Here is a 17,420-nt window from a genome sequence, read left to right on the forward strand (position 1 = left end):
CATTAAAATTTCCTGCGTGTTTGGCAATCGTATAAATTGTACCATTCCAGACCGGTTTTTTCCTCCCAACCGGCTTCTTGTTCGGGGAACGCTGAACTTCAACAAAAAAACTGCCTGGACGGCAGCATCACGTTAAATCTATTATTAATTTGCGCGATATGCAGGCAATTGGATTATGAATTTCGTCCCTTGCCCCAGCTTGCTTTCCACTTTAATCGTTCCTTTAATGGAGTGGATGATTTTATACGATACCGAAAGGCCAACCCCTGTCCCTTTATCCTTTGTTGAATAAAAGGGCGTGCCAAGATACCTTATCTGTTCCTCTGACATACCGGCGCCATTATCTTCTATGGTTACAATGATATGAGTCCCCTTTTTCCAGGCTTTTACGTTAATTTCTCCTTTGGACCCAATCGCTTCTATACTATTTTTTATTAGATTCACAAAGACCTGTTTGATTTCGGAACTGTCGGCTTTTATGAAAATCCCCTCTTCGATTGAGGAAGTGATTGAAATGGTTTGAAGGTTCGTATAGGATTTCATCAGCTCTATAATCTTATGAAGTTCATACTGCAAGTCAAGTATCCCTAAATCCGTGTTGGCCGGTTTTGCCAGCGATAGGTATTCTGAAAGGATAGCCTGGGAATGGTTTAATTCTTCAATGGAGATATCAATATATCTTCGCTGTGAATCTGTCAAATTGTCATCTTTTTTCATTAATTGCAGGAAGCCCCTTACCGCTGTCATGGGATTTCGGACCTCATGGGCAACGGAAGCGGCCAGCTGGCCAATCACATTGTACCTTTCCGCCCTGTGCACCTTTTCTTCCATTTCCATCTGTTTCTTTAGGTTTTCAAAGATAAAAACAACAGACATGAGCGTGAGCCAGGCGATAAATGAAAAAATGAAAACCAGCCCAATTTCATTTGTATGCTTAGTAACAATAAGCCATATTTCACGGGAGAACGTAATAATCCAGTGGACAGTGCTGATGGCAATCACCTTGAATCTTAAAGAGTGATCCCTGAATTTCTTTGAGATGAACGCCAGCAAGACACCCGCTATCGTAAAATTAAGAACGGTAATCAAAGGCTCGCCATTTTGGAATAAAATCTTGTATACCATAGCGATTACCAGAAGGATCGAACCGGTTAAAGGATTTCCATACAAAAATGCAATAATGATTGGAATCAATTTTAAATCGTAAATGAGCTTGTCGGAATAATTAACAGAGAAAGTAAGCGTCAGGACGAGGGAGAGGGATAGCACAATCAATAGCCTTGGTTTCAGGCCATTTTCCTTTTTTCCGTTTTTATGAAAAAACAAATGGTAGAACCATATCGGAAACAGGACAACGAGTACCTGGTTTAAAACATGTCCAATATTCGCAAGCATTGGCTGTTCTCCTTAACCATTAATAAATTGCACCTTTTTACATATTAATCTACATTCTCTAAAAAAATTCCATCTCCTGTCTAACTCACTTAAAAATTTAAAAAATTTGGTGGTTTTTAAAAAATTTGGCACCAAGAACTGAATTCATTTTTTTATGAACATAAAAACCAGGAAATCCCTATAAAAGGATCGTTCCTGGTTTAAATGTTTTATTCCCTCTTTTCAAAAGTTTTGCAGGCTGTTTCTTCTACATTGGCAGCCTCCCTGCCAGTTTGGCCGATGACAAAGATTGAGTCGGCGACGCACTCATCGCCTTCCGCCCAATACTTGCAGTTTTCCACATTGCATTTCACTTCTATTTTCAAGGGAAGCCCTCCTTAAAATAAGGTTACAATGCTTTACCCCTTTTAAAAGAAGGATAATCTTTTGGTGTCCCGACCTACTGCATAAACAAGTAAATCCGCGCCTCAAACGCCTTCAACTGCAACGTATTTCCTTCATCGCCATCTCTCTCATAATTGCCAATCAGCAATCGGCCATCTGAAATGTTCAACTCTCTAGGCAGCACGGCATTATGGACGCTTTTCCGGAAGTTCGAAACGAACAGAAGTGTTTTTCCTTCATACGTCCTGGTAAATGCGTACATTTGATCTTCACTTTCAAGAAGCGACTGATAATCACCGTAAACAAACACTTTATAAGCCTTTCTTAACTCTATCAATTTTCTGTAAAAATAAAAAATGGAATTGGAATCATTCAAAGCATTTTTCACATTTATTTCCTTATAATTCGGGTTGACCCGTATCCATGGCTGACCGGTTGTGAAACCCGCATTCATACTAGAGTTCCATTGCATTGGTGTACGGCTGTTATCCCTGCTTAAAGGCTGGAGGACGGATAGAGCCTGTTCAGCATTCATTCCCGCACCAACTAATTCCTGGTATTTATTTTTCATCGCAATGTCTTTGTAATCATCAATCGATTCAAATCGCACGCCAGTCATGCCGATTTCCTCGCCTTGATAAATATAATGTATGCCTGGCAAAGAGTGAAGCATCGCCGCAAAAAGCTTTGCCGATTCAACTCTGTATTCCGCATCATTCCCGTATCTGGTGACAAGCCTTGTATGGTCATGATTATTAAGGAATTGGGAGTTCCAGCCTCTTCCCCATAATCCATCGTACCAGCGTTTTTGGATTTCCTTAAACCGTTTCAGATCCCAAATCGGCATTTCATCACATACTTCAAAATGGAACAAGGTATTTAATTCTTTTCTCTTTTCATCGACATACAGCAGCCCCTCTTGCGGGGAAACAAACGCCACTTCTCCAACGGTCAAGATATCATAATGACTGAATACTTCCCTGTTCATTTCCTGCAGATAATCATGAACTCCAGGGTTATTGGTTAAATAGCTGATGTCCTCAGGATTCTTCGCATTCGGAAACCCTTCCTGTTTGGCTAAAAGCGCGATGGCGTCCAGGCGAAAACCATCAATACCCTTTTTAAGCCAATAATGCATCATTTTGTAGATTTCCTTACGCATTTCTTCGTTTTGCCAATTCAAATCGGGCTGTTCAACAGCGAAGGAATGAAAATAAAATTGGTCTGTTGCGGAGTCATATTCCCAGGCGGTTGGGCAAAAATACGAGCGCCAATTGTTCGGCGCCCCTCCTTCAACCCCATCCCGCCAAATATACCAATCCCGCTTCGGGCTTTCCTTTCCGGACCTTGATTCAAGGAACCAAGGATGCTGGTCCGATGTATGGTTGACCACCAAATCCATAATGACCTTTAGCCCGCGCCTGTGCGCCCCATCAAGGAGTTCCTCGAAATCACGCATTGTCCCTGCCTTTGGCATGATGGAATAGTAATCGGAAATGTCATATCCATTGTCCTTATCCGGCGAAGCATAAAATGGATTGAGCCAGATGACATCAACGCCAAGGCCCATAATGTAGTCCAGCTTTTCGGTTACCCCCCGCAGGTCGCCGTATCCGTCCCCATCGGTATCATAAAAACTCCGCCAATACACCTGATAAACAACGCTTTCTTTCCACCAACGAAATTCCATTTCAATCCTCCTTTTTATGTTTGTAAGATTAAAAACTTTTGTATTCTCTTCAACCGTCCATCTTTATCCGAATCGGTAATAACATTCCTTTTTTCTTCAACAATTTTTGGTACCCACTTATTTATGGATTAAACAAGTTCTACTAAATCTTCAATACACAAACCCAGGAATCTCTTTAATTTTCCTAATTTTCCAAAACGGTATATACTAGAATCATTGAACTACAAATATAATAGCGTGAGGTTCCTATGAGTGATTATAAAAATGAAATGGAATTGCTTCGGGAAGAAAATAAAAGGCTGACAGACAGGATTTCGGAATTGGAAAACTTGGTAAGGAAAGTTTCAATTCCCATTATTCCCTCGGTTATACCCGGAGTTGTCCTTATTCCTATTGCTGGCGAAGTTTCAGTTTCGAGGTTCGACTTAATTATACCTCAACTGCTTGAACATGCGGGCGCAGATGAGATTGACACTGCCATTATCGACTTCACCGCCATCAGTGTTGAAGGATTGGTTGACCTTACTATTTTGGGACACTATTTGATTAATTTAACCTCTTCATTAAGGCTTGTCGGCTGCAAGGTTTTGGTTGTGGGCATTTCTCCCGGCTTTGCCTTGGAATTGACCAAATCGCAATTGCAATTCATTAAAGAATTACGTACTTTTTCCACTTTTAAATCAGCCCTTCAATATTTAATGAAAGAAAAAAGATTATCTTTAACAAAAATAATATAATTTTTTATAAAAATAGGTTTAAGGCTCGCAACACGCGGGTATTACATAATCGGGGCATTGAGCGGCACCAGAGACGGAAAATAAAAAGACTGTAGGAAAACCCGATTCCATCGGAGTTTCCTACAGTCTGAAACCCCTGTTTCAGGGGTTTCACTTTTGTGATTCAGCTGGTATTCCAATGGATTCTACTACATCCACTTCCTCGTTTTGAAGTTTATATCCTATTCCCCACACTGTTTTGATTGTCAAGTTGACTTCGTTTTGCTTAAGTTTCTTACGGATTCTGTTAAGATGCGTATCGATCATCCGATCATCCTCCAGATGTTCGTAGCTCCAGACAACTTTAAGGAGTTCTTCCCTTGTAACGACCACATCCTGTTTCTTTGCAAGGGCCCAAAGGATGGCGAATTCCTTTTTCGTGAAATTCAATTCCTTTTTCCCGTGGTACACTTTATAGTTGTTCCGGTTCATCTTAAGCTTTCCGAATTGAATTACTTCTTCCTCGCTGCTCCTCTTCATGGCAACATGGTCAAGCAAAACTTTGATTTTACACAACAGGACGGAATAACTGATTGGGTTAAGGACAACATCATCCGCGCCGGCTTCAAAGTACTTGATAATTTGGTCTTCTGGTAAAGGCTTGCCAATAATGACGATTATCGTTTGAAACTTTTGGCGGATTTGGCGGCAGAGTTCGATACTGTTCACATCTATTAATGAATGATTGATAATGACGACGTTTGGCCTCCACTCAATCGCACTGATTAAACCCTGCAAACCATTGTTGTAGGAGGTGACTGAGAAGTAAGATCCGAAAAATTGCAAAAGTTTTGCGCATCTCTGACTATCTTCTTCTATTATTAAAATCTTCTTTTCCATTTAGTACGCCCCCAAACAGCACTAAAGGCAGATAGGCCTCTTTTATTATTATAGCAGTTGCTTTGATGGCGGTAAATATTACCTAAGATAATGGATAATGGCAAGCAACAAAATGTTCGTTATCCGTTTTAGCAAGCGCTGGTGCTTCTTCCCGGCACTTGGCCTGGGCAAATGGGCATCGTGTATGGAAATAGCAGCCTGAAGGAGGGTTTATCGGGCTCGGAACATCCCCTTCAAGGACAATTCTATTCTTCTGTTCTCTTAATCTCGGGTTCGTAATAGGGTTTGCGGAAATCAATGCCAATGTATACGGATGCTTTGGATTATCAAAAAGCTCGTCAACGTCCGCCAGTTCTACTAGTTTACCTAAATACATTACCCCAACCCGCTTACTAATATGCCTCACAACATTCAATCCATGGGAAACGAAAAGATATGTAAGGTCCATTTCTTTCTGAAGTTCTTCCAAAAGGTTGATAATCTGAGCCTGGATTGAAACATCCAATGCGGAAACAGCTTCGTCAAGGACCAGGAATTTTGGGTTTAGGGCCAAGGCTCTCGCAATGCCAATCCTCTGCCTCTGGCCACCACTGAATTCATGTGGATATCTTCTAATATGGTAAGGGCTTAAGCCAACAATCCCCATTAGTTCCTGAACGCGCTTTTCCCTTTCTGCCGGGTCTTTCATGCCGTGGATCTTCAGCACCCGACCAATCGTATCACCGACACTCAGCCTTGGATTGAGCGAGGAATACGGATCCTGGAAGATCAGCTGCAGATCCTTTCGTGTCTGGCGCATTTGTTCATTTGATAAATCAAAAATATTTTGGCCTTCAAATTCAACGCTTCCAGCAGTTGGCTCAAGCAAATTGAGCATAACACGCCCGATGGTTGACTTGCCGCATCCGCTTTCCCCTACTAGGCCAAGTGTTTCACCGCGATAAATATCCAGGCTCACGCCGTCTACAGCCTTTACATATCCCTGCACCCGGCCAAGCAGACCGCCCTTGATAGGAAAATGTTTTGTAACGCCACGGGCGCTTAGAATGACTGAAGACTCTTTATTTGTGTCTAGTTCCCGCTCCAACATAGTATTCAGCATGCTTCTTATGCCTCCCAGCGATTAGTATATTTCCAGCAGCGTACTTGTTCTTCTTCCGAAATGACGACTGTTTCCGGCATTTCCGCGCGGCATAGGTCTGTTGCATATTCACAGCGAGGCGCAAAGCGGCAGCCAGGCGGCAAATTCAATGGATTGGGCACAACTCCATCAATGGCATATAGTTTCCCTTGCTTCTTTTCAGGGGTCGGCATTGATTTCAGAAGGCCTTCGGTATATGGATGTTTCGGATTTTCAAAAATTGAGAATACATCGGCCTGCTCTACAATTTGCCCTGCATACATAACAACTACGCGATCCGCCATTTCAGCCACTACCCCAAGGTCATGGGTGATAAGCATAATAGACGTGTCAAGCTTGGCCTTAAGGTCTTTCATCAATTCCAAAATCTGATTTTGGATCGTAACATCTAGTGCGGTAGTCGGTTCATCCGCGATTAAAAGCTCAGGATTGCAAGCCAGTGCGATCGCAATCATGACACGCTGCCTCATGCCGCCGCTCAACTCGTGCGGGAATGCCTGGACACGTCGCTCAGCCTCTGGGATCCCAACCAATTTCAACAGATTAATAGATTGCTCCATTGCTTGCTTAGGAGTCATTCCCTGGTGCAAAATAAGCGACTCGGAAATCTGGTCCCCAACACGGAAAACCGGGTTTAGCGATGTCATTGGCTCCTGAAAAATCATTGAAATTTTATTTCCCCTGATTTGGCGCATCTCATCTTCGGTTTTTTCCAAAAGGTTTTCCCCATCATAATTGATTTCGCCGGCGACAATTTTACCGGGTGGGGAGGGAATGAGGCGGATAATGGACAGTGAGGTCTGGCTTTTTCCGGAACCAGACTCGCCGACAATCGCCAGCGTTTCACCTTTTTTAATTTTAAAACCAACGCCATCCACAGCCGGGACAACACCATCTTCAGTGAAATAATGGGTCTTTAAGTTCTTAATTTCCAAAAGAGTTTTTTTCTCTGTTATCGTTGTACTCATGCTCGTCCTCCCTCCTAGTTCTTGTTACGCGGATCTAAAGCATCGCGTAAACCATCTCCGACAAAGTTAACAGACATTACTGCAATAATAATGAATAGCCCTGGGAAAATCGCCACCCATGGATACATCAACAACGTTGAAAGATCCTGTGCCTGGGTTAGCATATTTCCCCAGCTTGGCGTAGGAGCCTGTATTCCGAGCCCAAGGAAACTAAGTCCTGCTTCGGCCAGGATATTTCCTGCAATATCCAATGTAGCAATTACTGTAATAGGTGCAATTGCATTCGGTAGGATATGATAGAAGATAATGCTTGGCTTCACTTCGCCGGTGGCGCGGGCTGCTTCGACAAAATCCCGCTGCTTCAAGGTCAAAATCTCACCACGTACAATACGTGACATGCCTGTCCACCCTACGATACTTAAAACAAATACAGTAGTCCATATAGTAGGGGGGATAATCGATGCAATGATAAGCAGCAAAAACAGGGATGGAATTGATTGAATGGCATCAACAACCCTCATCATTACGTTATCGACAACTCCACCAAAATATCCAGCAACCGCCCCATACGTAATTCCGATTAACAATGTGAATACCATCGCAGATAACGCAACAGTCAGCGATATTCTTGTTCCATAAATCGCACGGCTGAACACATCCCCGCCAAGGCTATCTGTGCCAAACGGATGTTTTATGTTTGGGGCGGTGTTGGCTGCTTCATAATCATTGATGTAAGGGTCGTGCGGAGCAACCAATGGGGCGAATATCGCCAAAAGGATCAAACAGCTAAAAACGATAAGACCTGTTACAGCCAATTTATTTTTTTTAAATCTTTTCCAGATGGCAGCTGAGCGGGTCTCAATTTTCCCCTGCTCCTGCCATTCAGTTAAAATTAATGATTCCTGATTATCGGCCAACTTTGGGACACTCATCTTAGGTTACCTCCTCTAGTTCTTTCCATATTGGATGCGCGGGTCCACGACTGCATAAAGGATGTCGGCAAGCAAGTTGCCCATTACAACCAATACCCCCGCAAACATTGTTGTCCCCATGATTACCTGATAGTCCCGGATAAAAATCGCATTTACCGCCAGGCGGCCCATCCCCGGCCACGCAAATATATTTTCAACAAATAGTGAGCCACCAAATAATGCAGGCAGTTGGAAGCCCAGGATTGTTATGATGGGAAGAAGGGCATTCCTTAATGCGTGCTTGTAAATAACCTTGTTTTCCGACACACCTTTTGCCCTTGCCGTCCTTACATAGTCCTGTTTAATGACTTCAAGCATACTTGACCGCATATAACGCGATTTGTTGGCAATCAATCCAACCGCCAATACGGATGCTGGCAGGACAAGGTGCTTCAGCCTGTCCAAAAAGTCAAAGCGGTCATAAACCGACATCATGTCACTTGGGGGAAACAAATCAAGCTTCAAGGAAAAAACCAAGATCGCCATTAATGCCAAATAGAATGAAGGTACCGCAACCCCTACATAGGTAAAAGTGGTGAAAAAGTTATCAAATAAAGAGTATTTTTTAACTGCCGAGTAAACCCCGATCGGTATGGCAAGAATAAATGAAATTACAATCGACACTCCCATCAGGAGCATAGTTGCTGGAACCCTTTCAAGGATTTTCTCCGTAACAGGACGGCCATCTTCAAATGAATAGCCTAAATTGCCTTCTAAAACCAACAGCTGCATCCATTTAAAATACTGAACGTAAAGCGGCTGGTCCAGACCCAGTTTCGCTTCAATAGCGGTAGTATCTACTGCATCCGCACCTTCACTGCTTCTGTACATATCTAGAGGGCTCCCGGGAGCCAATGTCATTAAAAGGAATGTGATTATAGAGATGATGATTAATAGAGGAATAGCTTGGAGACTACGCCGTATGATATACTTCCACATTTAAACTTCCCCCACTTTCCATTGCACGAATGGTGATTTATTTAACCTTTTAAGAATAAGAGCCGTAGGGACTAGACTGTCACCTACGGCTGCTTATGTCAGGTCATTTCTAGTTATTATGTGTTAATTTCAATTGATGCGGATTTGCTTTGGGCTAAAATTCGAACTACTTCCTCTTCTTAGGGTCTTTCCAGTACCAATCTGGAATGTTGAAGTAACGGGAATATAGTGAGAATTGGACTCCAGCCAGGTCTTTGTGCATACCCGCGAATCCTTTCGGATGGTGCAGCCACAGGCTGTATGCCTTATCGTTCAGGATTTTGTGAAGTTCCTGGTAAAGGGCGTTACGCTTTGCGGCATTTGGCTCTTTACGGAATGCTTCCATGATTTGGTCAACGCGCGCATCCTTAACGGCTTGGTTGTTATTGCTTGGGTACTGGCTTGAATGCCATAGGCCATACTTGTCAGGGTTTGTTCCAAGCGACCATGCGCTAACGTGTGCAGTTACTTCGCCTGCGTCGATCTTCTCGAGCCAGATTGAGAAGTCGTAAGAACGGATAGTCGTTTTTACGCCAATCTTCTTCCAATCCTGTTGGGCAATCTTCGCGATGTCTTCACGAACTTTGTTACCATTGTTGTAAGTTAGGGTGATTTCCATTACTTTTCCATTTTTTTCACGGTAGCCGCTTGAACCCATCTTCCAGCCGGCATCATCAAGAAGGTCATTTGCTTTCTTCACATCATAAGCAAGTGGCTTAACATTTTTGTTATATGGAGCTTCCATCGGATGAATCGGCCCGCTTGCAAGCTGGGCATTCTTCAATAGGATTGTGTTAACGATTGCCGGGCGGTTAAGACCATAAGATAGCGCCTGGCGAACTTTCATATCAGCAAACAGTGGATCTTTCTGGTTCAAGCCGATATAGTCATAACGGCCCTGGTCATACTTAACAATTCTCAGGTTCTTGTTCTTTTGAACTGTTGCCACACTTTTCGGGTTGATGGATTCAACGAAGTCTACCTGATACTTCAGAAGGTTAACTACTTCAACGTTTGCATCAGGAAGGATTTTCATCGTTACTTGATTCATGTAAGGGCGGCCATCCCAGTAGGAAGTATTTGCTGTAAGAACGACGCGCTGGGCTGTTTTCCACTCTTTGAACTTGAACGGTCCGGAACCTACAGGGTTGCGGTGGAAGCTTGAGTCGTTGAAGCTCTTAACTCCATTCGGGAACTTATGCTTCGGAATGATCGCATAGCCCACTGTGTACAAGAAAAGAGGTGATGGATCTTTTAAATCGAAAACAACTGTGTAGTTGTCTTTTGCTGTTACTTTATCAATCATTGAAATGGAACCCTTGTAAGGGTTGATTGAATCTTTGTGCAAAAGCATTTGGAATGTAAAGACTACGTCATGGGCAGTCAAAGGCTTGCCATCATGGAACTTTACATCTTTACGAAGGTTGAAAGTGTATCTCTTTGTATTGTTTTCAATTTTCCAGCTTGTAGCTAAGCTAGGGATGATATTGTTTTTGATGTCGGTTGATACCAGTCCATCAAACATCATGCCCTGGAGTCGGTTGGATACCGCGTCGCTTGTCGTACCAGGTGTCAGGCGGGTGGCATCAGCAAATGTACTGAACACAAGATTTCCGCCGACTTTGTTTTTATCAAACCCTTTACGGGCAGCTGCATCAACAGGCATCGCGAATGTGGATAGAACCACGGCTGCCGCTACCCCTGAAATCAATAAAGATTTAAACTTTTTGAACAAGTTGATTCCCCCTCAATTATTTTTTCGTTGTTGCGTCGATGGTAAGAACTGAACCAAACTTTTCAGCAGTAAGGGTTGCTGTAAGAGCGCCCTTCAAATCTTCAAGCTTGGCTTCTTTGCCATCAAGGGTGACTTTCACTTCATCGTTGATTGCAAATGTCTGTTTGTATGCGGCTGAAAGAGTAACTGTCAATTGCTTTCCATTAATGGCGATATCTTTATTCGTCACTTTGGAAACGTAAGGATAGATCGCAGTTACTTCGTCATCCTTCGTAAAGAATGCCTGTGCACCGAATTCCGCGCCATTCTTCAGGTATTCGTCGATCAGCTTGATTGAGAATTCTGCTTCCTGGTTGTTCGGCAGGGAAGCAACGAATGCATCAAGATTTACTTCCTTCGTGAATGTTCCGATATTCCATTTCGCATTTGTGAGTTTCAGCGCGCCTTCTTCAGCGTCAAGCAGTTCGCCGCCGTAGTATGCAGCTTGGCCCTTTTTATTCAGGATGACTGTAGCCGGGCTTCCAATCTGGATATCCTCGGTTGTTACAGCCTGCCCGCTAACAAATGCAGAGATGTTGGAAGCAAAAGTGTAGTCGGTTGTACCAGAAGCGGAGTTCAAAGTGAATCCTTTATCCGTTACTGCTACGACAACGCCCTCATCCGTAGTAAAGTTGCCTTTAAGGGTAATGAACTTATCAAACGCAACTGCGGCTGCTTCCCTTGTTACAACTTCATCAAGGTCGACATCGATATCAAGGACATCTTTGCGGACCAGGTAGAATAAGAAATCGATCGGGCGATTTGTCCATGCTTTCTTCAAGCCCAAGCCTTGTGCCAATGCTTTGCTCATTTCCGCATATGTAACACCCTTTTGTGGCTGGACATTCCCCTTGCTCAAGGAAAGATATCCATTATTAACCAATTTGAGAGTATTCGTATAATTGGAGTTCTTTGAAGACAAATCTTTGAAAGCGACTTTCTTGCCAGTGCCCAAAGACATAACTTGGTTGACAATGTATGCGAACTCAACCCTTGTAAGTTCACCTTCAGCATCGAATACATCGCCAGGGTTTTTGATTACCCCTAGGGAAACTAGCTTGTTAATGGATGTTTCACTTTGGGAACCCGACGTATCGGCAAATTCCACTGCGTAGGCATTGTTCACTGCTGCGAAGCTAGGTAAGATCAGGGAGCATGATAATGCTCCGACTACAAGCAACTTCTTAAAATTCATTTTGTGGTTTCCCCTCTCTTGAGTTTCTTCTCTTTTTCTTGATACGAATATTTCTAAAGCGTTTAGCCCTCCTTTTTGAATTTTTTGTACTTATTGGAAAATTGCGATACTTCTATAGTATTTATAACATATATTTCCTTGGAAAATACTCTCGTTTCGCTTAAAAAAGATTAACAATTATCAAACATATTCGAAAAACGAAAGATTCTGTATTTTATAGTTAAACAGGGAGATAGGAGATAATTTACTAGAAAATCCCTTCTTTTTTCAAAAATTATGGAGGTGTCAATACAAGAATTCAACTTAAGTTTAACAAATATCTAACGAAAAATTCACTTTTTTCTGATTTTTCTTTAAAAGGAGAAAAAATAACAGGGAAAAATCTATTTTTATTTTTAAAGATGAGTGATAAAAATAGGAAAAATTACCCTCAATTGTTACATTTACAGGAAGTTAATTTTCTCTTTTATAAGAATATAATTTCTTCCTTTCCCGCCATAAAATCCTATTTGCAGGCTTCTGACTATTTCTGCAAACTAAAGGAATTAAATAAAAAGAGCCATTTTTTCTCTCTTGGGAAGTTTATGATGATTGAACAGGAAAAAGTTACATTTCCCCATAGGAGTTTATATAGTAAAAAAGAACCATCCTTTAATTGGTTTTATGCTTGCATATGCTCTGAAGTTAATCAATCCTTCTTCCACTGTCTAATTTGCGGTAGAAAATGTCATTCCCTCCTCAGTCAGATCTTATAAATATTAGTTTTTTTATTTATTTATTTACATCCTTTCTCCTACTATCGCCGTAACGAATTTCTAAAGCTGGCTTTTCATTTGAACTTCAGTTTATTTTTTTATTTTCGTTAATTTGTTGGAGTCTGCGAACCAATTAAGCTTCTTGTCATACTGGTGCGTTTACAAGGTATATCCGCATTTTCCCAACGAATCTGTAAGTTTTTCTACACCCTTCAACATAAAAACCCACCGATTGCACATGGCAACACTTTCATATTCCTCCATCGCTTCTATTTCATCAGGATACCTCCAAAGAATGGACTCGATTGCATCAAGGACATTTTGCCATCCCTTTCTTCTTGTACCTCTAGGCTGATAAGATTCCGATAACCAATATTCCGTTCTTCCGCACTTACTTTCTTCTATAATATTAAACTCCTGCTGTACGCCGAAATAAATAAAACCGTCCGGTATACGCTCCAGCAGTTCATTTATGCCTGCAGTAATAAGGAACTCCAATATATACATCACTAATTATTCCGTTAAGGCCGTTTTAAGAAAATTTAAATTGAAATGGGACATGCCCTATACAGCTTGTACAAAAGGCGCATAGTATATTCCAACAAAAGATGGAAGGAGGGAAAAATAATGGGACGCAAATTCCACAGAGAAAACTTTGAAGAAGAATTTGAGTTTGAAAATGTGGCAGGTATTTTTGAGGAAGAAGATTTCAGGAGACCTATTAGGAGCCGTAACTTTTGCCGTGAGGTTCGACGCTGCTTAATCGAAGATCTTCTCGCAGCAGAAAATAGACGCCGCCGCCGCCGTAGACACCGCTGCCGCTCGTAAATGTTTTCTCTCTTTTAAGGAGGGGCCAGGGTATAGTTTGCCCTGGCCTTCCTTTTTTATAAAGAAAATCACCCAGTTTATGGTGACCGGGTGATTACAGTGTTTTCTATTGGGCCTGCATGGCTAGCGTCCAGTCAGTTGACAAGGAGTATTTCACGACATTTTTTTTAGGAAGAAGCGCTCCCGCCTCTGCCTCTTTAAAGGTGACAAGCAGGCTGCTGCTTGTTACTGTCAGGTAATTGATATCATATTTCAATTCATAATGCTTAATTCTTTCAAAGGTGGAGTACTCATAAATATCGAGTCCTTTGCCAGAGCTTGCATAAATCCGGTTGTTTTTAATATCAAAGGCGATTTCCTCGAAAGGGCTGTACAGTTTCCCCGCATACTTCATATCTTCGCCGTACCCGGAGCCGGTTTGCAGGACAACTCCGGATCCATTGAAAATATATTTCCCATCGGGGGAGACCTCCATATTTACGTTAAAGGAATAGTGCCCATGATAAGGTGAATCATAGGTGGAAGATTCCTTTCCATCCGTGAACTGATACATCTGGATATCCCGTGGGCTTGTGCCGCTATCGGTCGCATAGATTTTGCCCCCGACTGGAATGATGGCCATGGTAGAGCCCCTCAAGACCGAGGTGAATTTCCCGGTTTCTTCAAAAGTAGCGCGGGAATAGGCCCTCAAGTCAGTCCAGCTGAAGCCTCCGTTATTGGAAATGTAAATATACCGATCATCGGCGACAATATCCGCTGGGTCCATTGGAATATCGAGCTGCTTTACTAAAGAGAAACTGGTTGCATCTACAACGGCGAATGCCCCTTCAATCGCCTCTCCATATACATAGCCTTGCCGCTTTTTGAGGGTAACGTATAGCTCGTTATTGGCAAAAAACAGCTGGCCAAGCGGGTACGTGAAAGTAAGTTTCCTTATTTGCTTTGTTTCAAGATTGTATTCAACCAGATCGTATCCGTTCAATCCATAAAGGACCGGCTTCTCCGGATGATGGATTTCCTCATTAATATTAATCGGCAATGCCGCCTTGTCGAACGACACCGGGACCTTTGGAAGCGACAGCCCTGTATTGACAATAGCGACAGACTGCTCGGCAGGCTCTTTTGTCCCTGCGGAAGGGATTGTCAATAGGCCTTCAGGGGTTAATGGATAAATGTTTATTAATTGTTTCGGCAACGTGTTGGTGGTGTCCTTATAAATAACAATTAGCTGCCTGTCCCGGACAAACATTTGATCCACGTCATATTGGAGCGTATAACTGCCAAGCTTTTGGAATGTTGAGTAATCATACACATCTATTCCATTTTTGTTGCTTGTATAAAAACGGCTGTTCGCAATATCAAAAGCGATTTGTTTATACGTTTGAGGCAGTTTTGCCAAGTAAGTCAAGTCTGTGCTCCTTGAAACCGATGCATTGAAGACCACTCCAGACCCATTGAACAAATACTTTCCGTCCGGTGATACAGTCATGTTCGTATCAAGCGGGTAGTTGCCATGATACGGGGAATCATATTTTCCGGCACTTTTTCCGTTAATAAACTGATAGGATTCAACATCCCTCGGGGACGATTCTGTCGTGATCGAATATACCTTATTTCCTTCTGGATGCATCTCCAGGAAGGATCTTTCACGAACGCCCCAAACGTTTGCTGTTTCGAGGAAAGTTTTCCTCGAGAAAACTTTCATATTCGTCCATTGGCCAGAGCCGCTTATGATGTAAATAGAATCTGAATCTGCGACAATATCAAATGGATCCAATGGAATATCGACCTGCTCAATAAGTGTCATTGTTTCCGCATTGATAACCGCAAAGGCCCCCTCCTGGTCCTCTTCCCACCAATAGGAGCTGTGCTGGCCCTTCGGGAGGGTAACGTAAAGTTCATTATTTGCGAAAAAGAGACGCTCTGGCGCCAGATTCAGGGTGATTTTCCTTGCCTGTTTTGTTTCAATGTTGATTTCCATGACATCCCTGCCATCCGTAAGGCCGTACAAAATCGGTTTATCGGGATTCATGGCAACCTCGCGAAGCTTTATCCTGGGTGCGATTTTCTCCACGCTGTCAGGGAAAGGCCCTGATGGAGTTGTTGATGGCGGAGGCTGAGTGCCTGGATTGGCAGGCGGATCTCCTTTTGTTTCTTCTTCTGAATAGTTAGGCAGTGCATCATACGGGATGATGGCCAGCTTTGAAGAAGCTTGGTTTTTATATGCCTGGATCCAGGCTGCTGCATGGTTGATTCCCACGGCAAAATTCAAATCGCCGGCATCGAATCCAGCGGCTGTAACCCCGATGACTTCCCCATATTTATTAAATAGGGCTCCGCCCGAGCTTCCATGTGTTATTGGAGCTGTAAATTGAATAAGATTCGTCGTTATGCCCTCGTTCACCGATTTATGGAGATTACTGATAATTCCGGTCGATACGGTATTCATCAACCCTTCAGGGCTTCCAATTGCCACAATCGGATCACCTTTTTCCAGGTAGTTGATGTTCCCGATCTGCAACCCAGTCGATGACAGGTCGCTCGTTGTTCCGAGCAGGGCAAGGTCGTTGTGCGCATCGTATTTTACTACACCTCGTATTTGAATCTCTTTTCCGTCATTCGAAAAGGCTCTTACACGGTAACCTCCCTCGACTACATGAAAGTTTGTGAGGATCGTGCTTTTTCCAACCACAAATCCGCTGCCTTGGCTTAAAGGCTCGCCACTTTTCCCATAAACCTCCAGGTAAACAATGTTGTTCTCGCTGGCGATGATTTTTTTCATTATGATTGTTGGCATGCCATTTGCTGACAGCCCCTTTTGTTTTAAAAGAAGCTCATAGGAATCCGCGAACGGATGGTAGAGGGACGGATTCCCGCCGACAGTTCCCAATTGTGTGTTCATCTTTTCTACCTGGCTGAAAATCGTTCCGTTTTTTCCGGAATCCATCACCGTCGCAAGCAAATTCAATTCGCCTTTTAAAACCGCGGCAGAACGGGTTTGGTTCAAACTTCCCTCGGGAGCAGGTTTATATTTTTTTGAAAGGGCGTCCCTAGTCGATTTCCCGTAAACAAGGCCAATCGACCTCGCAAATTTCCCCAATTCAAACTTCAAAGAATTATAGGCTTTAAAAGTCCCGTCACTGGACGGGTTTTTCCCATAAGCCGACATAAGTGTTTGGGACATGAGCTTCATCCGCTCGCCGACGCCGATAGTGTTGTTGTAGGCGACTGCCCTCGCATAAGTACCTTCAGCCGCGGTGATTCGCGCCTCAAGCTTCCGTCGGGTGGTGCCGCTTTTCAGTTTTTTAACTGCCGCCGCGGCATTTGCCAGGCTGGTTTTTGTACTGGCCATCAGCTTTACTGGAACAGCTTTCACCGTTTTGCTTTTTTCATAGTTTATCAGCGGTGAAATCTGTCGTATGTACGACTCGGAAATGCCGACAAGCTGGTCCGGCGTGTACGTTTTTGCCATTCCCTGCAATGTTCCGACAGTACCCGTAAAAAAGAAAATTGTCATCATTATGACTGCGATTCTGTGTTTCATCGATGTCCCTTCCTCGCAAATTGCTAAAATTACCTGAATCGGCAATTTATTTTAGCACCTAAAAGAAAAGGAAGCACTGGGAAAATGAGGTAATACCCCGCATTCTTAAACAAAGCGGAAAAACATATTATAAGTTACAGGGATGGCGCCCAAATAAAAGTGAAGCAGGAGATATCCGCCC

Annotated in this window: 14 protein-coding genes; 2 read left to right on the forward strand and 12 right to left on the reverse strand. The window is 42.9% G+C overall.

Annotated features, from left to right (window positions below; translation table 11 throughout):
• Positions 1-144: 144 nt before the first annotated feature.
• The 3 genes from DRW41_RS15575 to DRW41_RS15585 all read right to left on the reverse strand — a co-directional run bounded on the left by DRW41_RS15575 (position 145) and on the right by DRW41_RS15585 (position 3,469).
• Positions 145-1,395, reverse strand: a complete 1,251-nt coding sequence (locus tag DRW41_RS15575) for an ATP-binding protein (RefSeq protein ID WP_115452937.1) — start codon at positions 1,393-1,395, stop codon at positions 145-147.
• Between the two features lie 209 nt (positions 1,396-1,604).
• Entirely contained in the window at positions 1,605-1,760 is a 156-nt protein-coding gene (locus tag DRW41_RS15580) for a DUF1540 domain-containing protein (RefSeq protein ID WP_115452938.1), read from the reverse strand.
• Positions 1,761-1,834: 74 nt separating this feature from the next.
• Positions 1,835-3,469 carry a glycoside hydrolase family 13 protein gene (locus DRW41_RS15585; protein ID WP_115452939.1) on the reverse strand — a complete coding sequence of 545 codons (1,635 nt, stop codon included), beginning with the start codon at positions 3,467-3,469 and terminating at the stop codon, positions 1,835-1,837.
• A gap of 248 nt (positions 3,470-3,717) precedes the next feature.
• On the opposite strand from DRW41_RS15585, the gene DRW41_RS15590 reads away from it, so the two are divergent.
• Positions 3,718-4,206 (forward strand): STAS domain-containing protein, encoded by a 489-nt coding sequence (locus tag DRW41_RS15590; RefSeq protein ID WP_115452940.1) that lies wholly within the window; start codon positions 3,718-3,720, stop codon positions 4,204-4,206.
• A 150-nt stretch (positions 4,207-4,356) separates the two neighbouring features.
• On the opposite strand, the gene DRW41_RS15595 is transcribed toward DRW41_RS15590, so the two are convergent.
• From DRW41_RS15595 to DRW41_RS15630, 8 genes are all read right to left on the reverse strand, one after another.
• The gene (locus tag DRW41_RS15595; RefSeq protein WP_115452941.1) at positions 4,357-5,085 is read right to left on the reverse strand and encodes a response regulator transcription factor; all 729 of its coding nucleotides are present in this window, start codon (positions 5,083-5,085) and stop codon (positions 4,357-4,359) included.
• A gap of 82 nt (positions 5,086-5,167) precedes the next feature.
• Complete coding sequence (locus tag DRW41_RS15600; RefSeq protein WP_115452942.1) at positions 5,168-6,187, reverse strand: ABC transporter ATP-binding protein; 1,020 nt, start codon at positions 6,185-6,187, stop codon at positions 5,168-5,170.
• A gap of 5 nt (positions 6,188-6,192) precedes the next feature.
• Complete coding sequence (locus DRW41_RS15605; protein ID WP_115452943.1) at positions 6,193-7,194, reverse strand: ABC transporter ATP-binding protein; 1,002 nt, start codon at positions 7,192-7,194, stop codon at positions 6,193-6,195.
• A gap of 14 nt (positions 7,195-7,208) precedes the next feature.
• Positions 7,209-8,126 (reverse strand): oligopeptide ABC transporter permease, encoded by a 918-nt coding sequence (gene opp4C / locus DRW41_RS15610; RefSeq protein WP_115452944.1) that lies wholly within the window; start codon positions 8,124-8,126, stop codon positions 7,209-7,211.
• 15 nt (positions 8,127-8,141) lie between these two features.
• Positions 8,142-9,104 carry an ABC transporter permease gene (locus DRW41_RS15615; RefSeq protein WP_115452945.1) on the reverse strand — a complete coding sequence of 321 codons (963 nt, stop codon included), beginning with the start codon at positions 9,102-9,104 and terminating at the stop codon, positions 8,142-8,144.
• Between the two features lie 166 nt (positions 9,105-9,270).
• On the reverse strand, positions 9,271-10,878 hold the full coding sequence (locus DRW41_RS15620) for an ABC transporter substrate-binding protein (protein WP_115452946.1): 1,608 nt from the start codon (positions 10,876-10,878) through the stop codon (positions 9,271-9,273).
• 16 nt (positions 10,879-10,894) lie between these two features.
• Entirely contained in the window at positions 10,895-12,112 is a 1,218-nt protein-coding gene (locus DRW41_RS15625; protein WP_115452947.1) for an S-layer homology domain-containing protein, read from the reverse strand.
• A gap of 914 nt (positions 12,113-13,026) precedes the next feature.
• Positions 13,027-13,374 (reverse strand): hypothetical protein, encoded by a 348-nt coding sequence (locus tag DRW41_RS15630; protein WP_115452948.1) that lies wholly within the window; start codon positions 13,372-13,374, stop codon positions 13,027-13,029.
• A 120-nt stretch (positions 13,375-13,494) separates the two neighbouring features.
• Between DRW41_RS15630 and DRW41_RS15635 the strand changes: the two genes are divergently transcribed.
• Entirely contained in the window at positions 13,495-13,695 is a 201-nt protein-coding gene (locus DRW41_RS15635; protein ID WP_115452949.1) for a hypothetical protein, read from the forward strand.
• Between the two features lie 106 nt (positions 13,696-13,801).
• On the opposite strand, the gene DRW41_RS15640 is transcribed toward DRW41_RS15635, so the two are convergent.
• Positions 13,802-17,239: a trypsin-like peptidase domain-containing protein gene (locus tag DRW41_RS15640; protein ID WP_115452950.1), complete on the reverse strand. Its 3,438-nt coding sequence runs from the start codon at positions 17,237-17,239 to the stop codon at positions 13,802-13,804.
• Between the last annotated feature and the right edge of the window lie 181 nt (positions 17,240-17,420).

It is taken from the genome of Neobacillus piezotolerans (genome assembly GCF_003362805.1).
GTDB lineage: Bacteria > Bacillota > Bacilli > Bacillales > Cytobacillaceae > Bacillus_D > Bacillus_D piezotolerans.

Bases quoted from the DNA above. Each gene is read 5' to 3' on its own strand.
- DRW41_RS15575 (WP_115452937.1), bottom strand. From the start codon at position 1,395: ATGCTTGCGAATATTGGACATGTTTTAAACCAGGTACTCGTTGTCCTG.
- DRW41_RS15585 (WP_115452939.1), bottom strand. From the start codon at position 3,469: ATGGAATTTCGTTGGTGGAAAGAAAGCGTTGTTTATCAGGTGTATTGG.
- DRW41_RS15590 (WP_115452940.1), top strand. From the start codon at position 3,718: ATGAGTGATTATAAAAATGAAATGGAATTGCTTCGGGAAGAAAATAAA.
- DRW41_RS15595 (WP_115452941.1), bottom strand. From the start codon at position 5,085: ATGGAAAAGAAGATTTTAATAATAGAAGAAGATAGTCAGAGATGCGCA.
- DRW41_RS15600 (WP_115452942.1), bottom strand. From the start codon at position 6,187: ATGCTGAATACTATGTTGGAGCGGGAACTAGACACAAATAAAGAGTCT.
- DRW41_RS15605 (WP_115452943.1), bottom strand. From the start codon at position 7,194: ATGAGTACAACGATAACAGAGAAAAAAACTCTTTTGGAAATTAAGAAC.
- opp4C (WP_115452944.1), bottom strand. From the start codon at position 8,126: ATGAGTGTCCCAAAGTTGGCCGATAATCAGGAATCATTAATTTTAACT.
- DRW41_RS15615 (WP_115452945.1), bottom strand. From the start codon at position 9,104: ATGTGGAAGTATATCATACGGCGTAGTCTCCAAGCTATTCCTCTATTA.
- DRW41_RS15625 (WP_115452947.1), bottom strand. From the start codon at position 12,112: ATGAATTTTAAGAAGTTGCTTGTAGTCGGAGCATTATCATGCTCCCTG.
- DRW41_RS15630 (WP_115452948.1), bottom strand. From the start codon at position 13,374: ATGTATATATTGGAGTTCCTTATTACTGCAGGCATAAATGAACTGCTG.
- DRW41_RS15635 (WP_115452949.1), top strand. From the start codon at position 13,495: ATGGGACGCAAATTCCACAGAGAAAACTTTGAAGAAGAATTTGAGTTT.
- DRW41_RS15640 (WP_115452950.1), bottom strand. From the start codon at position 17,239: ATGAAACACAGAATCGCAGTCATAATGATGACAATTTTCTTTTTTACG.